Annotated in this window: 17 protein-coding genes; 12 read left to right on the plus strand and 5 right to left on the minus strand. The window is 38.9% G+C overall.

What is annotated here, in order from left to right; translation table 11 throughout:
* Nucleotides 1-440: 440 nt before the first annotated feature.
* The 3 genes from B3D98_RS02040 to B3D98_RS02050 are packed head-to-tail and all read right to left on the minus strand — an operon-like array spanning nucleotide 441 to nucleotide 2,196.
* The gene (locus tag B3D98_RS02040) at nucleotides 441-1,277 is read right to left on the minus strand and encodes a DUF4097 family beta strand repeat-containing protein (RefSeq protein ID WP_288580020.1); all 837 of its coding nucleotides are present in this window, start codon (nucleotides 1,275-1,277) and stop codon (nucleotides 441-443) included.
* A complete protein-coding gene (locus B3D98_RS02045) occupies nucleotides 1,278-1,883 on the minus strand; it encodes a DUF1700 domain-containing protein (RefSeq protein ID WP_066037628.1) in 606 nt (201 codons plus the stop codon).
* On the minus strand, nucleotides 1,876-2,196 hold the full coding sequence (locus tag B3D98_RS02050; RefSeq protein ID WP_004232706.1) for a PadR family transcriptional regulator: 321 nt from the start codon (nucleotides 2,194-2,196) through the stop codon (nucleotides 1,876-1,878). Before B3D98_RS02050 ends, B3D98_RS02045 begins: the two co-directional genes overlap by 8 nt.
* Before the next feature lie 427 nt (nucleotides 2,197-2,623).
* Here B3D98_RS02050 and panB point away from each other — a divergent pair, with 427 nt between their 5' ends.
* The 5 genes from panB to dinG all read left to right on the plus strand — a co-directional run bounded on the left by panB (nucleotide 2,624) and on the right by dinG (nucleotide 10,008).
* A complete protein-coding gene (gene panB / locus B3D98_RS02055) occupies nucleotides 2,624-3,460 on the plus strand; it encodes a 3-methyl-2-oxobutanoate hydroxymethyltransferase (RefSeq protein WP_288580035.1) in 837 nt (278 codons plus the stop codon).
* Entirely contained in the window at nucleotides 3,460-4,314 is an 855-nt protein-coding gene (gene panC / locus B3D98_RS02060) for a pantoate--beta-alanine ligase (protein WP_288580081.1), read from the plus strand. Before panB ends, panC begins: the two co-directional genes overlap by 1 nt.
* 1 nt (nucleotide 4,315) lies before the next feature.
* Nucleotides 4,316-4,699: an aspartate 1-decarboxylase gene (panD, locus tag B3D98_RS02065; RefSeq protein ID WP_009370842.1), complete on the plus strand. Its 384-nt coding sequence runs from the start codon at nucleotides 4,316-4,318 to the stop codon at nucleotides 4,697-4,699.
* A 228-nt stretch (nucleotides 4,700-4,927) separates the two neighbouring features.
* A complete protein-coding gene (locus B3D98_RS02070; RefSeq protein WP_288580042.1) occupies nucleotides 4,928-7,054 on the plus strand; it encodes a 5'-nucleotidase C-terminal domain-containing protein in 2,127 nt (708 codons plus the stop codon).
* A gap of 182 nt (nucleotides 7,055-7,236) precedes the next feature.
* On the plus strand, nucleotides 7,237-10,008 hold the full coding sequence (gene dinG, locus B3D98_RS02075; RefSeq protein WP_115673435.1) for an ATP-dependent DNA helicase DinG: 2,772 nt from the start codon (nucleotides 7,237-7,239) through the stop codon (nucleotides 10,006-10,008).
* An 82-nt stretch (nucleotides 10,009-10,090) separates the two neighbouring features.
* On the opposite strand, the gene B3D98_RS02080 is transcribed toward dinG, so the two are convergent.
* On the minus strand, nucleotides 10,091-10,741 hold the full coding sequence (locus tag B3D98_RS02080) for a TetR/AcrR family transcriptional regulator (RefSeq protein WP_103119060.1): 651 nt from the start codon (nucleotides 10,739-10,741) through the stop codon (nucleotides 10,091-10,093).
* Nucleotides 10,742-11,064: 323 nt separating this feature from the next.
* Here B3D98_RS02080 and B3D98_RS02085 point away from each other — a divergent pair, with 323 nt between their 5' ends.
* From B3D98_RS02085 to B3D98_RS02115, 7 genes are all read left to right on the plus strand, one after another.
* Nucleotides 11,065-13,098 carry a CocE/NonD family hydrolase gene (locus B3D98_RS02085; protein ID WP_288580050.1) on the plus strand — a complete coding sequence of 678 codons (2,034 nt, stop codon included), beginning with the start codon at nucleotides 11,065-11,067 and terminating at the stop codon, nucleotides 13,096-13,098.
* 22 nt (nucleotides 13,099-13,120) lie between these two features.
* On the plus strand, nucleotides 13,121-14,419 hold the full coding sequence (locus tag B3D98_RS02090) for an MFS transporter (RefSeq protein WP_048389869.1): 1,299 nt from the start codon (nucleotides 13,121-13,123) through the stop codon (nucleotides 14,417-14,419).
* Nucleotides 14,420-15,173: 754 nt separating this feature from the next.
* Nucleotides 15,174-15,941, plus strand: a complete 768-nt coding sequence (locus B3D98_RS02095) for an isocitrate lyase/PEP mutase family protein (RefSeq protein ID WP_048389871.1) — start codon at nucleotides 15,174-15,176, stop codon at nucleotides 15,939-15,941.
* A 25-nt stretch (nucleotides 15,942-15,966) separates the two neighbouring features.
* Entirely contained in the window at nucleotides 15,967-16,542 is a 576-nt protein-coding gene (locus tag B3D98_RS02100; protein WP_054550722.1) for a bifunctional transcriptional activator/DNA repair enzyme AdaA, read from the plus strand.
* On the plus strand, nucleotides 16,539-17,453 hold the full coding sequence (locus tag B3D98_RS02105) for a DNA-3-methyladenine glycosylase family protein (protein ID WP_288580060.1): 915 nt from the start codon (nucleotides 16,539-16,541) through the stop codon (nucleotides 17,451-17,453). The genes B3D98_RS02100 and B3D98_RS02105 overlap by 4 nt, the downstream gene beginning before the upstream one ends.
* Nucleotides 17,440-17,925: a methylated-DNA--[protein]-cysteine S-methyltransferase gene (locus B3D98_RS02110; RefSeq protein ID WP_048389877.1), complete on the plus strand. Its 486-nt coding sequence runs from the start codon at nucleotides 17,440-17,442 to the stop codon at nucleotides 17,923-17,925. Before B3D98_RS02105 ends, B3D98_RS02110 begins: the two co-directional genes overlap by 14 nt.
* 182 nt (nucleotides 17,926-18,107) lie before the next feature.
* Nucleotides 18,108-18,425, plus strand: coding sequence for a DUF378 domain-containing protein (locus B3D98_RS02115; RefSeq protein WP_048389879.1), 318 nt, complete (start codon nucleotides 18,108-18,110; stop codon nucleotides 18,423-18,425).
* A 92-nt stretch (nucleotides 18,426-18,517) separates the two neighbouring features.
* Here B3D98_RS02115 and B3D98_RS02120 read toward each other — a convergent pair whose 3' ends face one another.
* The gene (locus tag B3D98_RS02120; protein WP_281216732.1) at nucleotides 18,518-20,038 is read right to left on the minus strand and encodes a CoA-acylating methylmalonate-semialdehyde dehydrogenase; all 1,521 of its coding nucleotides are present in this window, start codon (nucleotides 20,036-20,038) and stop codon (nucleotides 18,518-18,520) included.
* Nucleotide 20,039: the final 1 nt, after the last annotated feature.

Consider the following 20,039-nt stretch of genomic DNA (forward strand, 5'->3'; position numbering starts at 1 on the left):
CAATATTTTGGGTGCAGTTCACTAAATCCCCTAGGAGTGACGCTGGCTCCACTCCAATCAACCATTCTGCAAAAGTGTCTTTGCTTTATCTTTCATACTGGCCGTAGCGAACAAAATAATCCATTATTTGTATTATTAGAGAATCGATAGACTCTTATTTTCAATGTGGGGAAGTCATGCGTAACAGCACCTCTTCATAAAGAGTCGTGAACACCTTCACTTTATTTGAAAACCTTTGCTAAAAGGTAACACTTTTGTAGGTTAAAGTGGAAGGCTACTTGACTCCCGTGGGATCGGCGCTCGCCCACACGAAAGAAAGTAGTCTGCAACGGAAACCATTTTCACCTTTCACAAAAATTCTATTAATGGTTTTGTTTTTCAACAATATGAGAAACTGCAAGTAATGTCCTGTACTTGCAGCTTCTTTTATTGTCTATTCTTTATTTTAGTGACACATCTATATCACCATGTGATAAGGAAACATTCAGTTGGTGCTCACCCTTCGTTACCTGAGTCACGGTGCCACTTTGTTCTTCATCATTAATAGTCACATCACCGAAGTCTGTTTTGAGAGCATAGCCTACATCATTTTGTTTGTTTTGTAAGTGAATCGTTGTATCGCCAAAACTAGAGGTAATGGTTGTTTGCCCATTTAATGTGCCATCTATATCGATATCTCCATGCTCGCTCTCAATAGTGAAGCCGTTACTAGTAAGTTGCTGAAGCGTCAAATCACCAAAGGACTGCCTAATCTCTGTTTTGTCACCCGTCGTGCTGTTGAAAGTAATATCTCCATAATCCTGGATGAGATTAAGCTGCTGATACTGGAGCCCATGAATGGCTGTATCGCCAAAATTACTGTCTATTACAATCGCCTCTATTTTTGTATCTTTTGGGACATAGAGTTTGATTGAAGGGGAAGAGAGGTTACCGAAGCCAAATTGAAAACCATCCTTTTTCTTTGCCATTGTTTCGATGGTTAAAGTTCCGTTATCAATATGATATGTTACATCTTCTTGCTCATGGACCTTTGTGTCTAATTTATAGTCACTATCACTTGCAACAATCTCCACATCTCCATAATCATTTACGATATTAATGCTTGTGAATGCATCTAAAGCATGAGAATGACTTATTAATTTAGTATTACTTGGGACATAAAGACCCTCTGAATCTTTAAGAATCAGCCAGCGACCCCCTGAAAAATAGCCAATCAATGCGAGTAGAATGCCTAATGCAATCATTGTCATGGCAATAAGGGTATTTTTTGACGTCATTTAGAAGTCCCCCTTTTTTTGCTTCTTTGTCATTTTATGGAACAGTCTGCCTAATGTTTCAACAGAGACAACAACGGTTTTCTTGATAACACGAGCAACAACTGGGAACAGTAGGACGCCCAAGCCCGTTACGATTAACCCGACACCCATAAAGAGCAGTGCGGTCGGCCAATGCTCTGTTAAAATTAAGAAACCTGAAATGATCGCCACAACGCCACCAGCAAAAATACTAATAACAGTTGCGACAATAGCAAAGATTAAGCTGATAATGACTGCGCCAAATGAAAAAATGAGTGCAATGGCTGTTGCAAGTAATGGCAATGAAAGGGGCGCAGACAGTATAGCTAGAATAATGAGCCAAATGGCAGACATATTCTTTTTTGTTGATTTTGCCGAGGAGGTTTCTAAATCCTTTAATGCGAAATCAGCTAATATTTGTGAGGCGACGTGTGAAGGAGAGCCAAGTTGTGAAATGACCTGATGCTCATTTTCCTCTCCAGCTTCCTCAAAGTATTCTTCATAATAGGCAAGCGCAGCGTCTAACTCATGCGCAGGAAGCCGACGTAATTTTCCTCGTAGCTGTTTCAAATAGCTTGCTCTATCCATCTAAATTCCCTCCTAAAAGTACACAATCAACCTTTTCCTTATACATTTGCCATTCTTTTAATAGCTCTAATAATCGTATACGTCCTTGCTCTGTAATTTGATAATAGCGTCTATTTCTACCTTGATAAGGTTGATCGTACGTTGTTAAGTAATGCGCTTTTTGTAAGCGGCGTAATACAGGATACAGTGTAGACTCTGAAATCTCCATGACTGATTGTACCTGCTGTGTTAAAGAATAACCGTAGGCGTCCTCTTTCTCGACAATAGCCAGTACACAAGCATCAAGTAAAGCTGAACCAAGCTGAAATGTCATCTTTTCACCTCACATGTAATACCTATACTTCATTTTATATTATATGACATATAGTATGTGGATAGTATATGACGTATAACATTGATTGTCAATTCTAAAAGAAAATTTTTTCCAATGTTGTTAGACGAAGATATTGTAAGAAAATAATATTTGAAGATTAATAGGAAAATCTGTTATAGTATGTGCGAAGGGCAGTATCCATTGTGAACGGCACCTTCAAAAACGCAATAGACTATACTATCAAATATCTGCCTTGATCTTTTAGACAGGGACGGAAGAAAACGATACGTTCAAATATAGCTTTCATTTTGTAAGCTATTGCCTCTTTCAGGGGTCTTTTTATCATTGAACGACACACTACCCTTCTGTCTATTTTCGGCCAGAAGGGTTTTTCTGTTTTCTTCCTTTAAAAAAGGAGGACTACAAAATGAGAACGACAACAGATTTTTTAAAGATGAAAGCGGCAGGCGAGAAAATTGTGATGGTGACGGCCTATGATTATCCAGCTGCTAAATTCGCGGAAGAAGCTGGCGTTGAGATGATACTAGTCGGGGATTCACTTGGAATGGTCGTGCTTGGCTATGATTCTACAATGCCTGTAACTGTAGCGGATATGGTTCATCATGCAAAAGCAGTAAGACGAGGGGCAAAGGATACGTTTATAGTTGTTGATATGCCCTTTGGTTCTTATCATGGCGATGTCAATGAGACACTCAAAACAGCCATTGCGATGATGCAACAAACAGGAGCAGATGCTTTAAAGGTTGAGGGGGCAGGTGAAGTTATACCTGTCATTCGTAAATTAACGTCAGCTGGTATTCCAGTAGTAGCTCACTTAGGCTTGTTGCCTCAATCAGCGGGAGTGCTTGGTGGTTATAAGGTACAAGGAAAAACAGCTGAACAGGCTGCTACACTGCTTGAAGAAGCAAAACAATGCGAAGCGGCTGGAGCATGTGCAGTCGTGTTGGAATGTATCCCTCATCAGCTGACAGAAATTGTTTCAGCTAGTCTTGTTATTCCAACCATTGGCATAGGCGCTGGTATTGAGGCTGATGGACAAGTGCTGGTGTATCATGACATGCTAAGCTACGGTTCGCACCATGTACCGAAATTTGTTCAACAATTTGCTGATATGGGCAAAGAAGCAAGCGCGGGGATGATGGGTTACGTAGAAGCAGTGAAAGCGGGTACTTTCCCAGCTCCAAAGCATTTCTTCACAATGAAAGAGGAAGCATTAGATCAGCTATATGGAGGCGTTAAATGATGAAAGTCATCACGACCATACAGGCATTAGACACAGAAATTCAAGCAGCTAAGCATGCTCAAAAAACGATTGGACTTGTTCCGACAATGGGCTATTTACATGAAGGTCATTTAACATTAGCACAAACAGCTCGTGTAGAAAATGATGTCGTTGTGATGAGTATATTTGTCAACCCAACACAATTTGGGCCAAATGAGGATTTTGAAAGTTATCCTCGTGATTTGCCTAGAGATACTGCATTAGCTGAATCTGTGGGCGTTGATATTGTGTTCGCACCAAGTGTGGAAGAAATGTATCCTCAAGATGGAGGGATTCGTCTACATGCAGGTGAGCAGGCTACCATTCTTTGTGGTGCAAGTCGTCCTGGTCATTTTGATGGTGTTTTACAGGTTGTCTCTAAATTATTTCATTTAACACTGCCAACAAGAGCTTATTTCGGTCAAAAAGATGCACAGCAGGTTGCGATTATTGCGACAATGGTACGTGATTTTAATTTCCCTTTAGAAATGCGTGTTGTCCCAATTGTACGCGAGGAGGACGGTTTAGCGAAATCTTCCCGTAATGTCTATTTAAGTGAGTCAGAGCGACAAGAGGCTCCAGCGATCAATGAGGCATTACAGTTGGCTCGCGATAGCTTTTTAGCGAATGGTGATGCTGATAAAGCACTTGCAAAAGCAAAAGCTCATATTCATGCAAGAACACATGGCCGCATTGATTATATTGAATTATTAACATATCCAGATTTAACACCAGTGACAACTGCAACTCAGCAAGTTTTGTTGGCAGCAGCTGTTTATATAGGTAAAACACGTTTAATCGATAATTGTATTTTTACTGTGAAAGAGGGACTATAGTATGTTACGTATGATGATGAATAGTAAAATCCACCGTGCAACAGTGACACAGGCAGATTTAAACTATGTAGGCTCCATAACAATAGATGAAGATATTTTAGATGCAGTAGGTATGCTGGCAAACGAAAAAGTACATGTTGTTAATAACAATAATGGCGCTCGTTTTGAAACATATATTATAGCTGGTGAACGAGGATCAGGTGTCATTTGTGTTAATGGCGCAGCAGCAAGACTTGTGCAGCGTGGTGATATTGTCATTATTATTTCCTATGTGTATGTGGATAATCATGAGGCAAAAGACCATCAACCAACTGTAGCCATCATGGGAGAGGGCAATACAATTAAGGAAATGATCGCACACGAGCCAGAAGCAACTGTGATGTGAATTCAGCCATAGAATAAATTAATACTAGAGAGGAGGATGGCAAAGCATAGCCAATCCTCCTTTTTTGCGATTACGTTTATATCAAAAGTTACTGGCAAAAATTTGCTTTTATTACTATTAAACTAGTTAACAAAATTATAATTTTACAAATGTTCTAGTATTTTGCGTCATATTTATGTAGAATTTAGTTGTTAGTACATCATTTTACTAGTGGAGGTATCATTTGTCATGGAAAATAAACGTAACAAATTTTTAACAGTAACTGCAGCAGCATTGGCTGTAACAGCGGTAGCGGTAGTACCAGCATCAGCAGCAAGTCCTTTTTCGGATGTAAAGGAAAGTCATGCAGATTTTGAAGGCATTTCTACACTTTATGCAGCAGGGATTATTAGTGGTTACCCAGATGGTACATTCAAACCAGATACAAATGTCACACGTGGACAAGCGGCAAAAATGATTGCAGGCGCATTAAAATTGGACACAAAAGAAGTAGAGGATCCAAAATTTACGGATATTAGTGCATCAAATCCTTATTATGGCTCGATTGCAGCCCTTGTAGGATTAAATGTCATTACAGGCTATGGAGATAATACTTTCCGTCCAAACCAAACAATTACACATGGTGATTTAGCAAAAATTTTAGCATCTATCCCAACATTACCAGAGCTAGAAAGTGCAAAAAATCATGAGGCTAGTGAAAAAGTTACACGTGGACAACTGGCAACATTTATTGCTGAGGCTCTAACAAAATCAAACCCAGAAACACCAGAAACTCCAGAGACTCCAGAAACACCAGCAGATGCCTTCTCATTATCGATTTTACATGTGAATGATACACATGCTCATGCAAATGAATTACCTAAATTGGCGACAGCTGTAAAAGAACAAAGGGAAGCAAAGAAAAATGTTTTAACATTACATGCTGGCGATGCATTTAATGGTACATTATATTTCAATGAATTCCATGGACAAGCAGATCTAGCGCTATTAAATGAAATTGGCTTTGATGCAATGGTATTTGGTAACCATGAATTTGATTTAGGTGCCTCTCCTGAAGGTCATCAAGCATTAGCGGATTTTGTTAAAGGGGCTAAATTCCCATTTGTGGATGCCAATACAGATTTCTCAGCAGATGATAAATTCACTGGTTTATTTACAGACTTAATTTCAAGTGAACCTGAAAATGGTAAAATTTATTCTGGTATTGTAAAAGAAATTGATGGAGAAAAAGTTGGTATTTTTGGTTTAACAACAGAAGAAACAAAAGCTGTTGCATCTCCAGATAAAGTAACATTCTCAAATTACATTGAAGAGGCCAAAAAAGCAGTAGCGGCTTTTGAAGGTATGGGGGTTAACAAAATTATCGCCTTAACACATATTGGATTTGAAGATAATGCGAATATAGATAATGACCAACTATTAGCAAAAAATGTAGATGGTATTGACATTATTGTAGGTGCACATGATCATACAAAATTAGACAAACCATTTATCGTAGATACAAATACAGCTGGCGAAGCAAAAGAGGCTACATTAATTGTACAAGCTAATGAGTATGTAAAGTATTTAGGTACACTAGATGTAACATTTGATGGAAATGGTGTTGTGACTGAATATAATGGTGAATTAATCGACCTTGGTAAAGTAGCAGAGGATAAAGCGGCATTAGAAAAACTTGCACCGTTTAAAGAAAAAGTAGATGCAATCATGAAACAAGAGATTGGTGTAAAACTTAATGAAGCATTAGATGGATCACGTGAATTAGTACGTACACAAGAAGCGGCATTAGGTAATCTCATTACAGATGGCATGTTAGCAAAATCACAACAATACTCAGATAAAAAAGTTGTGATGGCATTTACAAATGGTGGTGGTATTCGCGAGACGATTCCAGCAGGTGAAATTACTGTAGGTCATGTTATGACAGTACTACCTTTTGGTAACACATTAGCACTTATGGATATAACAGGTGCTCAATTAAAAGAAGCATTTGAACTATCTGTAGGACAAGCACCAAATCAATTTGGAGGCTTCTTACAAATTGCAGGTGCAAAATTACAATATGATTCTTCAAAAGAAGCAGGCTCTCGCATAGTATCGTTTGAATACTTAGATCAAGCAACAGGTAAGTATGTAGCATTTGAAGATGATAAAACATATACAGTAGCAACAAACGCCTTTACTGCTAAGCAAGGTGGGGATGGCTATGAAGTATTTAGAAAAATTTACGAAGAAGGTCACGTAACAGATTTAGGTTTATCTGACTGGGAAAATTTCCAAGAACACTTATTATCATTAAAAGAAGTGAAAACAACAACAGAAGGTCGTATTGTTGATGTAGCAAAAAAACAATAAGCGTAACGTTGTTTGAGTAAGCACTCCATAACGATTCCACAACGCAACCTTAGGGGATTGATTTCTCAAAGGTTGCGTTTTTTGTATGGATGCGGTGATTCAACAAAGAGGAGAAAGGATGCCGCAAAGCCAATAATATGATAAAATTCAACTTATCTAATGTGAACTGTGAGTTGAGATGTATGATGGAAAGTCAAAAATATGCAATTGTAGATTTGGAGACAACTGGTCATTCACCAGCCAATGGGGACCGGATGATTCAAATTGCCATTGTTATTATGAAGGATTGGGAAATTGAGCGTACCTATACGAAGTTCATTAATCCAGGGAAAGCTATTCCAACTTTCATTCAAGATTTAACGCATATAACGAATGAGGATGTAAAGGATGCCTTCCCATTTGAAGCGCATGCGGATTACATATATGAGCTACTTGCTGACTGTGTATTTGTTGCACATAATGCAGATTTTGACTTATCCTTTTTACAAGCAGAGTTTAAACGTGCTGGACTACCGAAATGGCAAGGTAAAAAAATGGATACGGTGGAGCTAGCTAAAATTTTGTTCCCTATGTCCCTTGGTTTTAAGCTAGGGGATTTAGCGGCCGATTTAAATATTGAGTTAGCAAATGCTCATCGAGCGGATGACGATGCTCGCGCGACAGCGGAGCTATTCAAGCATTGCTGGAAGGAGCTACTAAGTTTACCACAGCTTACACTTGAACAGATGCATAAGCGTTCCTTTCGCTTAAAATCAAATATTTCTCAGCTTTTTTTTGAGGCGTTGCAAATTAAGCGCCAGCATACGACGGGCCGCGAAAATGTACACTATTACCGTAATTTTGCGATTGGCAATGGTCGAAATAAGCATGAGCATGTGACAGAAACGATTGCCTACCCTCAATCAGTAGATGAGAAAATAACTTTAATGTCAAAGGCACTGCCAAATTTTGAGGAACGTCCTGCACAATTTGACATGATGGACACGATTTGGCGGGCATTACATGAACAACAGGAGTGCGTGATTGAAGCTTCTACAGGTATTGGTAAAACTGCTGGCTATTTACTTCCAGCCATCTTATTTGCCCGTGCTGTTAATAAAAAGATTGCCATCAGTACGTATACTTCCTATTTACAAGAACAGCTTGTAGAAGAAGAGCTACCAAAGATCGAAAAAATCCTTGGGACAAAGGTGAATTTGTGTGTGCTGAAGGGAATGCAGCATTATATTGATCTCGATCGCTTTGAGCAATGTATGGCATATGCTGATGAATCCTATGATGATACATTTACTATTTTACAAATACTTGTGTGGTTGACCAAAACAGAGACTGGTGTGTTGAGCGAGCTCAATGTTTCTGGTGGCGGACAACTGTTTTTAGAGAAAATCCGAAAAATACCGAATGACAAGCCTTCAAAGGGCTTTGATTTCTATGAGCAAGCTTTAAAGAACAGTGCAGTTGCTGACTGTATTGTAACGAATCATGCCATGGTTTTAAGTGATTTAGTGCGTCAAACACCACTTTTTACAGAAATAGATGGCTGGATTATTGACGAGGCGCATCAATTTATTCAGGCAGCTATGCAGCAGGATGAAGTAGTCTTCTCCTATACACAATGGAAGTATATTTTTGGACAAATTGGTACGATGGAGGACACGGCTTTATTTCAACAGTTTTGCCAGGCAGCTAAGAGAAAACAGCGAGTAGCCATGCAAAATTTACAGCATCTTGATGCACAATTCATACGTTTGCAGCGGACATTTGATGAAACAATCCAGAGAACTATTCAAAAATTGCAACAGCAAATGAAAGGGAAACAAGCAGGTAGTAAATGCACCTTGTTTTTAGAGGATGTTTCATTTGCGAAAGAAACGTTTGCACAAGTAAGCAAACTAACCCAGCAATGGCTGGATCTCGCTACTAGCATTACACAGTCGTTCGAAAATGCGATTGAGCAGCTAGATAAAAACGATCAATATGTATTATCTGAATGGCAATATTGGATTCGAGAAGTGAAGATAAAAATTGCTGAATGGGACGATATTTTTCTGTCACCACAGGAAGGCAATTCTGTTTGGTTAGAATTTGATGTACGGAGTGTCCCTGGCAGTCTCCATGTTTTTAAGAAGCCTGTCAATGTGACGCCAATAATTGAACAAGTATTAGCACCATTACGTCAGCAAGCTAGTATTGTTTGGACATCAGGCACATTAACGGTACCAGGCAATGAGCGCTTTGTTACACGCCAGCTAGGCATTTCTGATAATGTTGAAGTCTTGAAACTACAAGCTCCACCAGCCTACTATGCTGGGGCTAAGGCATTTATCGTCACCGATATGCCAGATATTCAGCATGTCAGCCAAGAAGAATACATTGAGGCTGTTGCCCATGCAATTACGCGGACTGTTCGAATGACAGAAGGGCGTTGCTTTGTACTCTTTACAGCACAGGATATGCTACGAAAAACAGTTGAGCTTATCCAAGATAGTGAACTATTAGATGATTACATGCTATTTGCACAAGGTGTTACAGGCGGTAGCCGTATGCGCATTCTAAAATCCTTCCAAAAATTTAGTCATGCCGTTCTATTTGGCACAAACAGTTTTTGGGAGGGGGTAGATGTTCCAGGAGATGCACTTGCCTCTGTTATTGTCGTACGATTACCATTTTCTTCACCAGAAGAGCCTGTTTTTAAGGCGAGGGCAAAGCATCTAACTACTCTAGGCCGCAATTCCTTTACGGAGCTTTCCTTACCAGAAGCGATCATGAGGTTTAAGCAAGGCTTTGGTCGATTAATACGTTCTTCGCAGGATAAAGGAGCTTTTATTGTCCTAGACCGACGAATTACTAGTAAGTCATATGGGAAAGAGTTTATTAAGGCATTACCACCTATCGATGTAAAGAAATTGCAGCTACCCGAATTGTTAAAGGAACTAAATCATTGGCAAAAATAGCAGAAACCCCTTTTAGCATTGCTAGAAGGGGTTTTTACGTATTGTAGAAGCGTTTAAAGAAAGGCAATTGCTAGTATGATTCTCATTGCTTATTTTTAGTTTGCTCATCAAAAAGGTTAGCATTACGAACGATTTCTGTAATATATTTCATAGTGATTGCCGTTGCTTGTTTGGCATCATAACTTTTGCGATTATTCAATAGGTTTGTAAACATACCTTGCCAAATTAATAGTGTGATTTCATTGATGGCATCAACATTGCCTTCAGTTAAGTAGCCTTCTTTTAAAGCGATCTCTAACATAGAACGCCCTCGTTTCGTTAGACTGTGTTGAAATAAAATGGTCTTTAAATCATCAGGGATATTGATTAAATCATTGGGGTAAAAATTATAATAATTTTCCAATAGTGCTTCTGGTGTTTCCCCTAAATCCATGATAAAGACTGCGTGAAAAATCTGAGGTTGTTTGAAGGAATATTGACAAAAGCACTCCCAAGCCAATAAGTATTTTTCAATAGGATCTTTGCCTCTTTCTATGTAGCGAGCAACTTCGTTGGTATAATCTTGCATGCATCTCATCGATGCAAAAAATAGAAGATGCGAGACTTCTGAAAAATAATTGTAGATAGTAGCACTGTTGTAACCTGCTTTATCAGCAACCTTTCGGATTGTGACATTTTCCAGCCCTTCTTCTTCGATGATTTCCGCAGTGGCATCTACAAAGTATTTCCACATACGACTCCTTTGTATTTCCTTTTTCTTCAAAGTAATATCCCCCTAACAAACAATTAATTACTGTAAAATCATTAATTAAATGTATATATTTACCTTCTTGTAGCTGATTTAAACTTATTATAGCATAGCAATTTTAATTATCTTCTTTCATTATAGCATTAGCTTTTGTCATTTTCAGAGTTGTGCATTAGAATTTCAGGTGATATACTAATCACAATTATTTTATAATCATGATTACTAAATAATCAAGATTCGGAATAATTAGACGAAGAGGATGTTATAACTAGGAGTCTTGCACTTAGACACAAGGGGAGGATTATACAATGAGTAAAAAAATTGTGACACAATTTGAGTGTACATATGAAACGATTGAAAACACATGGATCGAGTTAGCAGACGGCACAAGGCTTTCAAGTCGTATTTGGCTACCAAATGTAAAATTGGGAGAGAAAGTACCAGCCATTTTAGAGTATATTCCTTATCGTAAAACAGATGGGACAAGAGCAAGAGATGAGCCTATGCACGGTTATTTTGCAGGACATGGTTATGCTGTTGTACGAGTGGATATGCGAGGTTCAGGTGAGTCAGATGGTTTATTAAAGGACGAATATCTAAAGCAAGAGCAGGATGATGCCCTTGAAGTCATTGAATGGATTGCTAACCAAAGCTGGTGTGATGGCAATATTGGGATGATGGGGAAATCGTGGGGCGGATTTAATTCTCTACAAGTAGCAGCTCGTCGACCAAAGGCGTTAAAGGCGATTATTACCGTAGGCTTTACAGATGATCGTTATAACAATGATATTCACTATAAGGGCGGTTGCTTGTTAAACGATAACTTCTGGTGGGGTGCTATTATGTTAGCCTACCAGTTACGTCCAATTGATCCACATATTGTTGGCGATAGCTGGCGTGATAAATGGATGGAACGATTAGAAAATATGCCTTTGTGGATGGCACAATGGATGGAGCATCAAACAAGAGACGATTATTGGAAACATGGTTCAGTTTGTGAAAATTATCAAGACATAGAAATCCCAGTTTTTGCGCTAGATGGCTGGGAAGATTCCTATACAAACACAGTCTTAAGTTTAATGGAAGGGCTTTCTGTTCCGAGAAAAGGCATCATTGGCCCATGGGCACATGTTTATCCCCACGATGGAGTACCGGGTCCAGCAATGGGCTTTCTACAAGAAGCTGTGAAATGGTGGGATCATTGGTTAAAAGGAATAGACAACGATGTAATGGATGGACCAATGGTGAATGTCTGGGTAGAAGAGAGCATGGAGCCATCCGTTAAGAAACCAATCAGCAAAGGCTATTGGGTTGGTTTAGAATCGTGGCCAGCAGCGGAATCGATACAAACTAAGGTGTATCAACTGACACATGGAAAACTAGTAGAAAACCGCAGTGAGCAACAAGAGCAAGTCCTACTAAAAACTCCTCAAAATCATGGTCTTTTATCTGGTGAATGGATGGGCGCTGGCGTACTAGGTGAAAGTCCAGCAGACCAACGATTAGATGATGGAATGGCCATGGTTTTTGAAACGGATAGGCTAGAGAAAGCCTTAGAGATTGTGGGCTATCCAAAATTTGAAGTGGAATTAATGAGTGACAAACCACATGCAATGCTATTTGCACAGCTATCAGACGTAGCACCTGATGGAGCTGTCACTCGTGTATCCTATGGCGTGATGAACCTGACACACTTAAATGGGCATGATCATGTTGACCTGTTAACACCTGGTGAAAAAGTGAAGGCCTTTGTTCAGTTAGATTGCTGTGGCCATCAATTTAAAGCGGGGCATCGTTTACGCCTATCCTTAGCTACAACGTTTTGGCCGATGTTTTGGCCAATGCCAGAAGACGCTACATTGACATTAAATCTAGAAACGGCTACCTTATCATTGCCAACCTTCCATGGTCAGCAGGTTGTAGGACCTAATATGAATGCTGAAAGTGCACCATTAACGCCAATCACAACGCTGCAAGAAGGAAGAGTTGATCGTTCTATATCCTATGATATTTTAACAGATACATGGACATGCATTACAGATGGGGTTGGAGGCGTATTTGGTGAAGGTATTTATCGCTTTGATGATATTGATGTCACTGTAGAACATAATTTGAAACGAGAATTAACCTTAACGAATGCTGATCCACTGTCAGCTCAGTATACAATCTATCAAAAGATGAAAATTGGTCGTGAAGGCTGGTGGATTGACGCGGATATTACGGTTACCAAAACATCCGATCAGGAAAACTTCCAAATTTTTGGGGAAATGGTCATCAAAGAAAATGACAAACAAGTCTTCCATAAGGAATGGAATCAAAAAATTAAACGTCATGGCTTGTAAATAACATATAAGGGGTAAACATATGGAAGCTAAGTTAAAAAAGAATACAGCTACTTTAGTTATTTTAGCTGTTTCAGGTGCCTTAATTTACGCATTGCCTTATTTTAGAAACTACTATTATGATGTCTTTCTGGATGCATTTCATTTAACCAATACACAAATGGGGACACTTGGTAGTGCATATGGTGTTTGTTGTTTAATTTCCTATATTTTTGGAGGATTTTGTGCAGATCGTTGGAAAACGAAATATTTATTAACCATTTCTTTAGTAGCCACAGGATTATTAGGGTTTACATTATTATTGTATCCACCCTATCCAGTACTTCTACTGATTCATGCTGCTTGGGGAATCACGTCCATTATGACGTTCTGGGGAGCATTAGTAAAAGCGGTTCGTTCTTTAGGCTCTGAAAATGAACAAGGAAAAGCTTTTGGATTTTTTGAAGGCGGACGTGGTGTAACCAACATTATTCAATCTGCTGTGATTTTAGGGATCTTTGCTTTTTTTGCAAAACATATGAGTGATAAAATGGCTCTTTCAGCAGTTATTACAGTGTATTCTGTGATTTGTCTTTTGTTGGGCCTCATGATTATGATGCTGTATAAAGATCCAGATCAAGCAACTGTCAGTCCAGAAGATAGAGAGAGCAGTAAAACGTTTGATTGGGCAGTCCTTTGGAAAGTGTTGAAGATGCCAACTACCTGGCTTGCGACTATACTTATCTTTACGTCCTACGCGATGATTATTAGCTATTATTACATTACACCTTATGCAACGGCCGCATTTGGTGCGTCTACGTTAATTGCTGCGGCTTTGGGCTACTTCTCGCAATATTGTCGTCCAATTGGTAGTTTTAGTGCAGGAATCATAGGCGACCGAATTGGTGTGTCGAATATGGTGTTAATCGGCTATATTTTATTAGCATTTGGTTTAGTAGGGCTCATTTTATTACCAGGAAAAGCTTCTTTTATCCTTATGCTTTTAGTGTTCATTGGGATTATCTATACATCTATGTATGCTTTGCAAGCGATGCATTTTGCAATTCTAGTAGAAGGCGATTATCCAGTAGAATCAACAGGAACTGTGTCCATGCCACTGATGATAATTGGTTATAGTGGTGAAATCTTTATGCCAATCATTGCAGGTGCTTGTTTAGATTACTGGGGTGGCACAGCGGGCTATAAAGTATTCTTTGGTATTTTATTAGGCTTAGCTATTATTGGATTCATTACAGTAGTCATTTGGCAGCGTGTGACGAAAGAAAAACGCCGAGAAATTGCTTTACAACGAAAGCTTTCCAAGGAACAGGCACTTACTTAATTTAGTTTAGAACTAACATTGGTTTCTTCCAAAGCCAGCTTTTTTAAACATAATGATGAATAGCTAAAAAGGCTGCGAATAGTTTTTTTACTATTTATACAAGTTGATTATTCACAAATCAATATGTAAACACGGAAATAGAGGCGTCAAGGTAATGACGCCTCTGTTTTCGTCTCCGGTTTTGTATGATCTAGTAAAAATTCCACACGATTTCTACCATGGTGTTTGGCCTAATATAAAGCCTTGTCACATCTAGATAATAAGGAATGAATTGTATTTGCCCATCACAAAGCAAGTCACTCCAATAATGATATACATATCAATGCTATCTAGTTTATCTGTTACCTCTAGCCAATAGGATTCATTTTTATCTATTCAAATATTATCCATGGATAAATGTAACCAAATAGTATCTCTCGTATGCCAGAAGAATGGATACGATTGATTACTAGCCACAAAAGAATGATCATGGAGATCACTCAATATATCTTCGATGGAGACCATTTTGGAATTAAATGCTGTCCTAACACAAGAGGATCTAGCAGCTTATCTGTTGGGCTATTGCGCTAACAGGGGGGATGAGAGCGAACATAACTAGGATAATAAGTGTGAATAAATTTATTTTTCTGACTATTGTATTTTCCATGTTATTTGCTAAAACATTATTATTGACCATAACAGCAAGATTGAGGACGAAATAAAGGGGTGGTTCCTGATAATATAATGTCTAACAAACAGCATGGAGGCTTATATTATGTCAAAAATTCAGCAATTTTATGATTTACATTTTTCACAAGAGCTATTATTTATTGGGAATGCTTGGGATGTTATATCAGCATTAACATTAGAAAAGGCAGGCTTTCAAGCAATCGGCACAACAAGCTGGGGCATAGCGAACTCACTTGGCTATGCAGACGGTGAACAAATCGATTTTCAACGACATCTAACAATTATTCAATCCATTACAGAGCAAGTCAAGATACCCGTATCAGCAGATATAGAAGCGGGGTATGGCCATGATGAACAAAGTATTATCGACAATGTTTTGAGAACGGCAGATGTGGGAGTAGCAGGGATTAACATTGAAGATTCCCTTAAACATCAAACAGGCTTAAGAAGCATAATTGAACACTGTTATTTATTAACAAACATGAGGAAAGAATTAGATAATCATGGCTATAAAGATTTCTTTATTAATGCTCGAACAGATACGTATTTTCAATTAGAGCAACCATTTGAAGAAACAATAACAAGAGCAAAAGCTTATATTGAGAGCGGAGCAAGTGGTATATTTATCCCAGGCTTAACAGATGCCAATGAAATAAGCGCGATGACTCGTAATATAAATGCGCCCATTAATCTTCTTTCATTACCTAGTTTAACGAATGTCAAGCTACTAAAAGAATTAGGGGTGAAACGCTTTAGCTTTGGAAATGCACTTTCAGATAAAATAATTGCGCATTTAACACAGCATGCTGCACAATTATTAAAAGACCAAGATACTTCTGCGTTATATATATAGTCGATGGGAATGAGGTGAGATAATCGTGGACAATGCCATCAATTTATCTTTTGAGGAAAAGTGGGAAAAGATTATAACATGTGATCAAACCTATGATGGGCTTTTTTATACAGCGGTTAAAACTACTAAGATTTATTGCCGTCCTTCCTGTAAATCCAGAAAGCCGAAAAAAATGAATGTTGAATTTTATGAAGATATCCAAAAGGTAGAGGCGGCTGGCTATCGGGCATGTAAACGATGTCAGCCTGAAATCGAACATTCCCCACACACGCAATTGATTAAAAATGTCACGACTTTTATTATGAACGCATATAAACAAAGAGTGACTTTACAGGATATGGCGGAGCATGTTGGCCTCAGTCCCTTTCACCTTGAACGACTATTTAAACAAGAGACTGCTGAGACGCCTCGAACGTATTTAGAGAAAATCAGAATTGATAAGGCTGCCCATCTATTAAAACATACCGACTTTACAAATTTAGAAATATGTTATGAAGCTGGCTTTCAAAGCCCATCTAATTTTTATAAAGTTTTTCGACGGCTGAAAAATTGTTCGCCTACAGAATACCGTAACCTATCGTTGCAGGGGGACATGATATGAAATGGACAAACGATGTTGGCTATTTAGTTATCGAGTTACCACAAGCATTTAATTATAGAGAGTGTTTGCAGTTCTTAAAGCGCTCACATCACGAAATACTTCACCATATAAAGGATGATGTGCTCTACAAATTATTGAAGATTGATGAACAATTTATTTTATGTGAAATAACTGAACAAGCACATAAAATAATAGTAATATTTCCAATGAAACAGCCAGCTAGCCATGAACAGGCGATCATCGCACAATATATCGCAGAGTGGTTTGATTTAACAAAGGATTTGCAGGGGTATTACCAGATGGCTGAAAACGATCAAATCCTAAAGCCACTTGTGAAGAAATATAACGGATTACGGTTAATCGGGATTCCTGATTTATTTGAAGCATTAGTTTGGGCAATTATTGGTCAACAAATAAATTTAACTTTTGCCTATATGTTAAAAAAGAGATTTGTCGAGCATTTTGGAGAATATGTTTACTTTGAGGGGCAAAGCTACTGGCTGTTTCCAACGCCAGAGAGAATAGCCGTTATTGAGGTAGATGATTTAATCCACCTCCAATTTACACGGAGGAAATCAGAATACATTATTGATATTGCCAAAATTATCGCAAGCGGAAAATTGACAAAAAATTTGCTGTGGCAACAAGAGGACTACGAAGCCATGAAAAAACGATTAATGGACATTCGAGGAATTGGTGCATGGACAGCAGATTATGTGCTTATGAAATGTCTGCAACAACCGACAGCATTTCCTATAGCAGATGTAGGTCTACATAATGCTTTAAAAATACAACTAGCATTAGAACGAAAACCAACAATTGAAGAATTAAAGAACTATGCGGAACATTGGCAAGGCTGGCAAGCTTATGCCACCTTTTATTTATGGAGGTCATTGTATGAAACGGTATAAATTAGATTATTCATCACCAATTGGGATTATAGAAGTTGAGGGAAGTGATACAGCAATTGATGCCATTAACTTTGCAGAGCGAGAGCAGGTCGTCAATGCTCCTCAGCAAGACACACCTGAAGTTTTACTAGAATGTGTTAAGCAATTGCATGAGTATTTTCTAGGTGATCGTCAGGAGTTTTCATTTCCTTATGTTTTTCGAGGTACAGATTTTCAACAAGCTGTTTGGCATGTTTTACCGAGTGTAGGATTTGGTGAAACGGCTTCATATAAGGATATCGCCATTGCTATTAACAATGAAAAAGCTGTAAGGGCTGTTGGTAGTGCGAATGGTAAAAATAATATCAGCATTGTTGTGCCATGTCATCGAATTATCGGCTCCAATGGAACGCTGACAGGTTATGGAGGCGGGATGTGGCGTAAAGAATGGCTGCTTCAGCATGAGCAGACACATAAAAATTTATCCAAGTAACGCCATTCATCAGAGTACGTCATTTCGCCATTTGTACACAGTATAAAAAAGAGGTTATTGCAAAAAATAAGACCGTCAAAATGGCGGTTGTAATGACTAGTCTTTGTCATTTTATCGCTTCTTATGACACCTCCCTGCTAAGAAATATAGCTTGGAGTATTGAAAATAAAGGAGGTGTACACATGAGCGTGCTTTATAGAATCGCCTTAGTACTAGTTATTATAGGTGCAATCAACTGGGGACTCATTGGATTCTTTAGGTTTGATTTAGTGGCTTATTTATTTGGTGGACAAACGGCGGTCTTATCTCGTTGGGTTTATGCACTCGTTGGTCTTGCTGGGCTAATTTCGATTCCAATTCTTGTAAAGCGATTTGAAGACGAGGATGATGTAGATACATTTACTCGTATGGATAGAAATCCTAGCTATGGCATGGAGGCTGGAGAAGAAACAGATTTCTCAGAAGTAAGAAAAACGGAAGAGAAAAAAGAGAACAAATAGTTAAACTGTAAAAACTAGTGACCATGTTGGCGCGTCAGTTTTTTCAAAATATTCGCGTAGCTATTGACTACGCGAATATTTATTTTTTAGGATTAGTCCTGATTACTTGGAAATGCAAAGGAAGAGGTAACGTCATTCCCTTGTTCTATCCATTTTTCTGAAATGGTTTTCGCTTTTGTGAAGAAACGTACTTGGTCAGGTCCAAACATATGCCCCTCACCAAATCTTGAACGTTTCCAGCCACCAAAGTTATGATAGCCTACTGGAATAGGAATGGGTACATTGACACCTACCATACCTACTTCAATTTCAGTGGTAAACTTTCGAGCTGCTGCACCATTGTTCGTAAAGATGGTTACACCATTTCCTAATTCATGGGCATTAATAAGGGCTATAGCTTCCTCTAATGATGCCACGCGGACGACATTACGTGCAGGTCCAAAAACCTCTTGTTCATAAATTTCCATTCCAGGCTTTACATGATCGAGTAATGTAGGTCCAAGATAGAAACCGTTCGATTGTTTGGAAATTTCCGGATTTCGCCCATCGCAGACCAATGTTGCGCCTTCTTCTAGGCTACGATCGATATAGCCAATGATGGCATCCTTTGATTGCTGAGTAATGACTGGTCCAAAATCAACTTCGGCATCTGTATAGGGACCCACTTTTAATTTGGCAATTTTATCGGCAAGAATACCCACTAATTTATTGGCTGTATCCTCCCCAACAGGAATAATGGTTGACAGTGCCATACAACGCTGGGAGGCAGCTCCATATGCAGCCCCTAAAAAGGCATTTGCTACATGCTCTAAGTCAGCATCTGGCATAACCACCATATTATTTTTACCTCCCCCAAGTGCTGTGACACGCTTCCCATGTTTAGAGGCTGTAGCATAAATGGCTTCTGCAACTGGCGTAGAGCCTACAAAGGAAATCGCTTCAATGGCAGGATGGCATAACAGCTCATTAACAGCATCTTTGTCTCCATTAATAACAGTCCAAACCCCATCTGGTAAGCCTGCCTCTTTCCACAGCTCTGATAAAAATAATGCTGAGCAAGGAACCCGCTCTGACGGCTTGAGAATCACACAGTTTCCTACAGCCACCGCCATACTTGTAATTGCTAGCGGTACCATGACAGGGAAATTAAATGGTGAAATAGCCGCTACAATGCCTAATGGTTCTTTCAGAGAATAGGCATTGATATGACCACCAACATTCACCGAATACTCTCCTTTAAGTAAATGGGGGGCATTGATAGCTAAATCAACAGATTCTAAACCGCGAGTAATTTCGCCCTTGGCATCCTCAATCGTTTTGCCACTCTCTGTACAAATCATATCAATTAGTTCATCGATATTTTCTGTTATGAGTTGGCGGAATCTAAGGATAATTTCAGCTCGTTTACCAACTGATAAGGCACGCCAAGCAGGAAAAGCCGCTTGGGCAGCAGCAATCGCTTCCTGTACCTCTTGTTTTGTTGCCAAAGGTACGCGAGCAATGACAGTACCTGTGCTTGGGTTGTAAACATCTGAAAACTGACCGCTTTTCCCTTGAACTGTTTGTCCATTGATAAAATGACCTAAATCCTGTATGTCTGTATTCGTTACCATC

The sequence above is a fragment of the Lysinibacillus sp. UBA5994 genome (assembly GCF_002429725.1).
GTDB classification, from domain to species: Bacteria; Bacillota; Bacilli; order Bacillales_A; family Planococcaceae; genus Lysinibacillus; species Lysinibacillus capsici.

What these genes read in the sequence shown, in the direction of transcription:
- B3D98_RS02040 (WP_288580020.1), bottom strand. Translation starts at nt 1,277, where the DNA reads ATGACGTCAAAAAATACCCTTATTGCCATGACAATGATTGCATTAGGC.
- B3D98_RS02045 (WP_066037628.1), bottom strand. Translation starts at nt 1,883, where the DNA reads ATGGATAGAGCAAGCTATTTGAAACAGCTACGAGGAAAATTACGTCGG.
- B3D98_RS02050 (WP_004232706.1), bottom strand. Translation starts at nt 2,196, where the DNA reads ATGACATTTCAGCTTGGTTCAGCTTTACTTGATGCTTGTGTACTGGCT.
- panB (WP_288580035.1), top strand. Translation starts at nt 2,624, where the DNA reads ATGAGAACGACAACAGATTTTTTAAAGATGAAAGCGGCAGGCGAGAAA.
- panC (WP_288580081.1), top strand. Translation starts at nt 3,460, where the DNA reads ATGAAAGTCATCACGACCATACAGGCATTAGACACAGAAATTCAAGCA.
- panD (WP_009370842.1), top strand. Translation starts at nt 4,316, where the DNA reads ATGTTACGTATGATGATGAATAGTAAAATCCACCGTGCAACAGTGACA.
- B3D98_RS02070 (WP_288580042.1), top strand. Translation starts at nt 4,928, where the DNA reads ATGGAAAATAAACGTAACAAATTTTTAACAGTAACTGCAGCAGCATTG.
- dinG (WP_115673435.1), top strand. Translation starts at nt 7,237, where the DNA reads ATGATGGAAAGTCAAAAATATGCAATTGTAGATTTGGAGACAACTGGT.
- B3D98_RS02080 (WP_103119060.1), bottom strand. Translation starts at nt 10,741, where the DNA reads ATGTGGAAATACTTTGTAGATGCCACTGCGGAAATCATCGAAGAAGAA.
- B3D98_RS02085 (WP_288580050.1), top strand. Translation starts at nt 11,065, where the DNA reads ATGAGTAAAAAAATTGTGACACAATTTGAGTGTACATATGAAACGATT.
- B3D98_RS02090 (WP_048389869.1), top strand. Translation starts at nt 13,121, where the DNA reads ATGGAAGCTAAGTTAAAAAAGAATACAGCTACTTTAGTTATTTTAGCT.
- B3D98_RS02095 (WP_048389871.1), top strand. Translation starts at nt 15,174, where the DNA reads ATGTCAAAAATTCAGCAATTTTATGATTTACATTTTTCACAAGAGCTA.
- B3D98_RS02105 (WP_288580060.1), top strand. Translation starts at nt 16,539, where the DNA reads ATGAAATGGACAAACGATGTTGGCTATTTAGTTATCGAGTTACCACAA.
- B3D98_RS02110 (WP_048389877.1), top strand. Translation starts at nt 17,440, where the DNA reads ATGAAACGGTATAAATTAGATTATTCATCACCAATTGGGATTATAGAA.
- B3D98_RS02115 (WP_048389879.1), top strand. Translation starts at nt 18,108, where the DNA reads ATGAGCGTGCTTTATAGAATCGCCTTAGTACTAGTTATTATAGGTGCA.
- B3D98_RS02120 (WP_281216732.1), bottom strand. Translation starts at nt 20,038, where the DNA reads ATGGTAACGAATACAGACATACAGGATTTAGGTCATTTTATCAATGGA.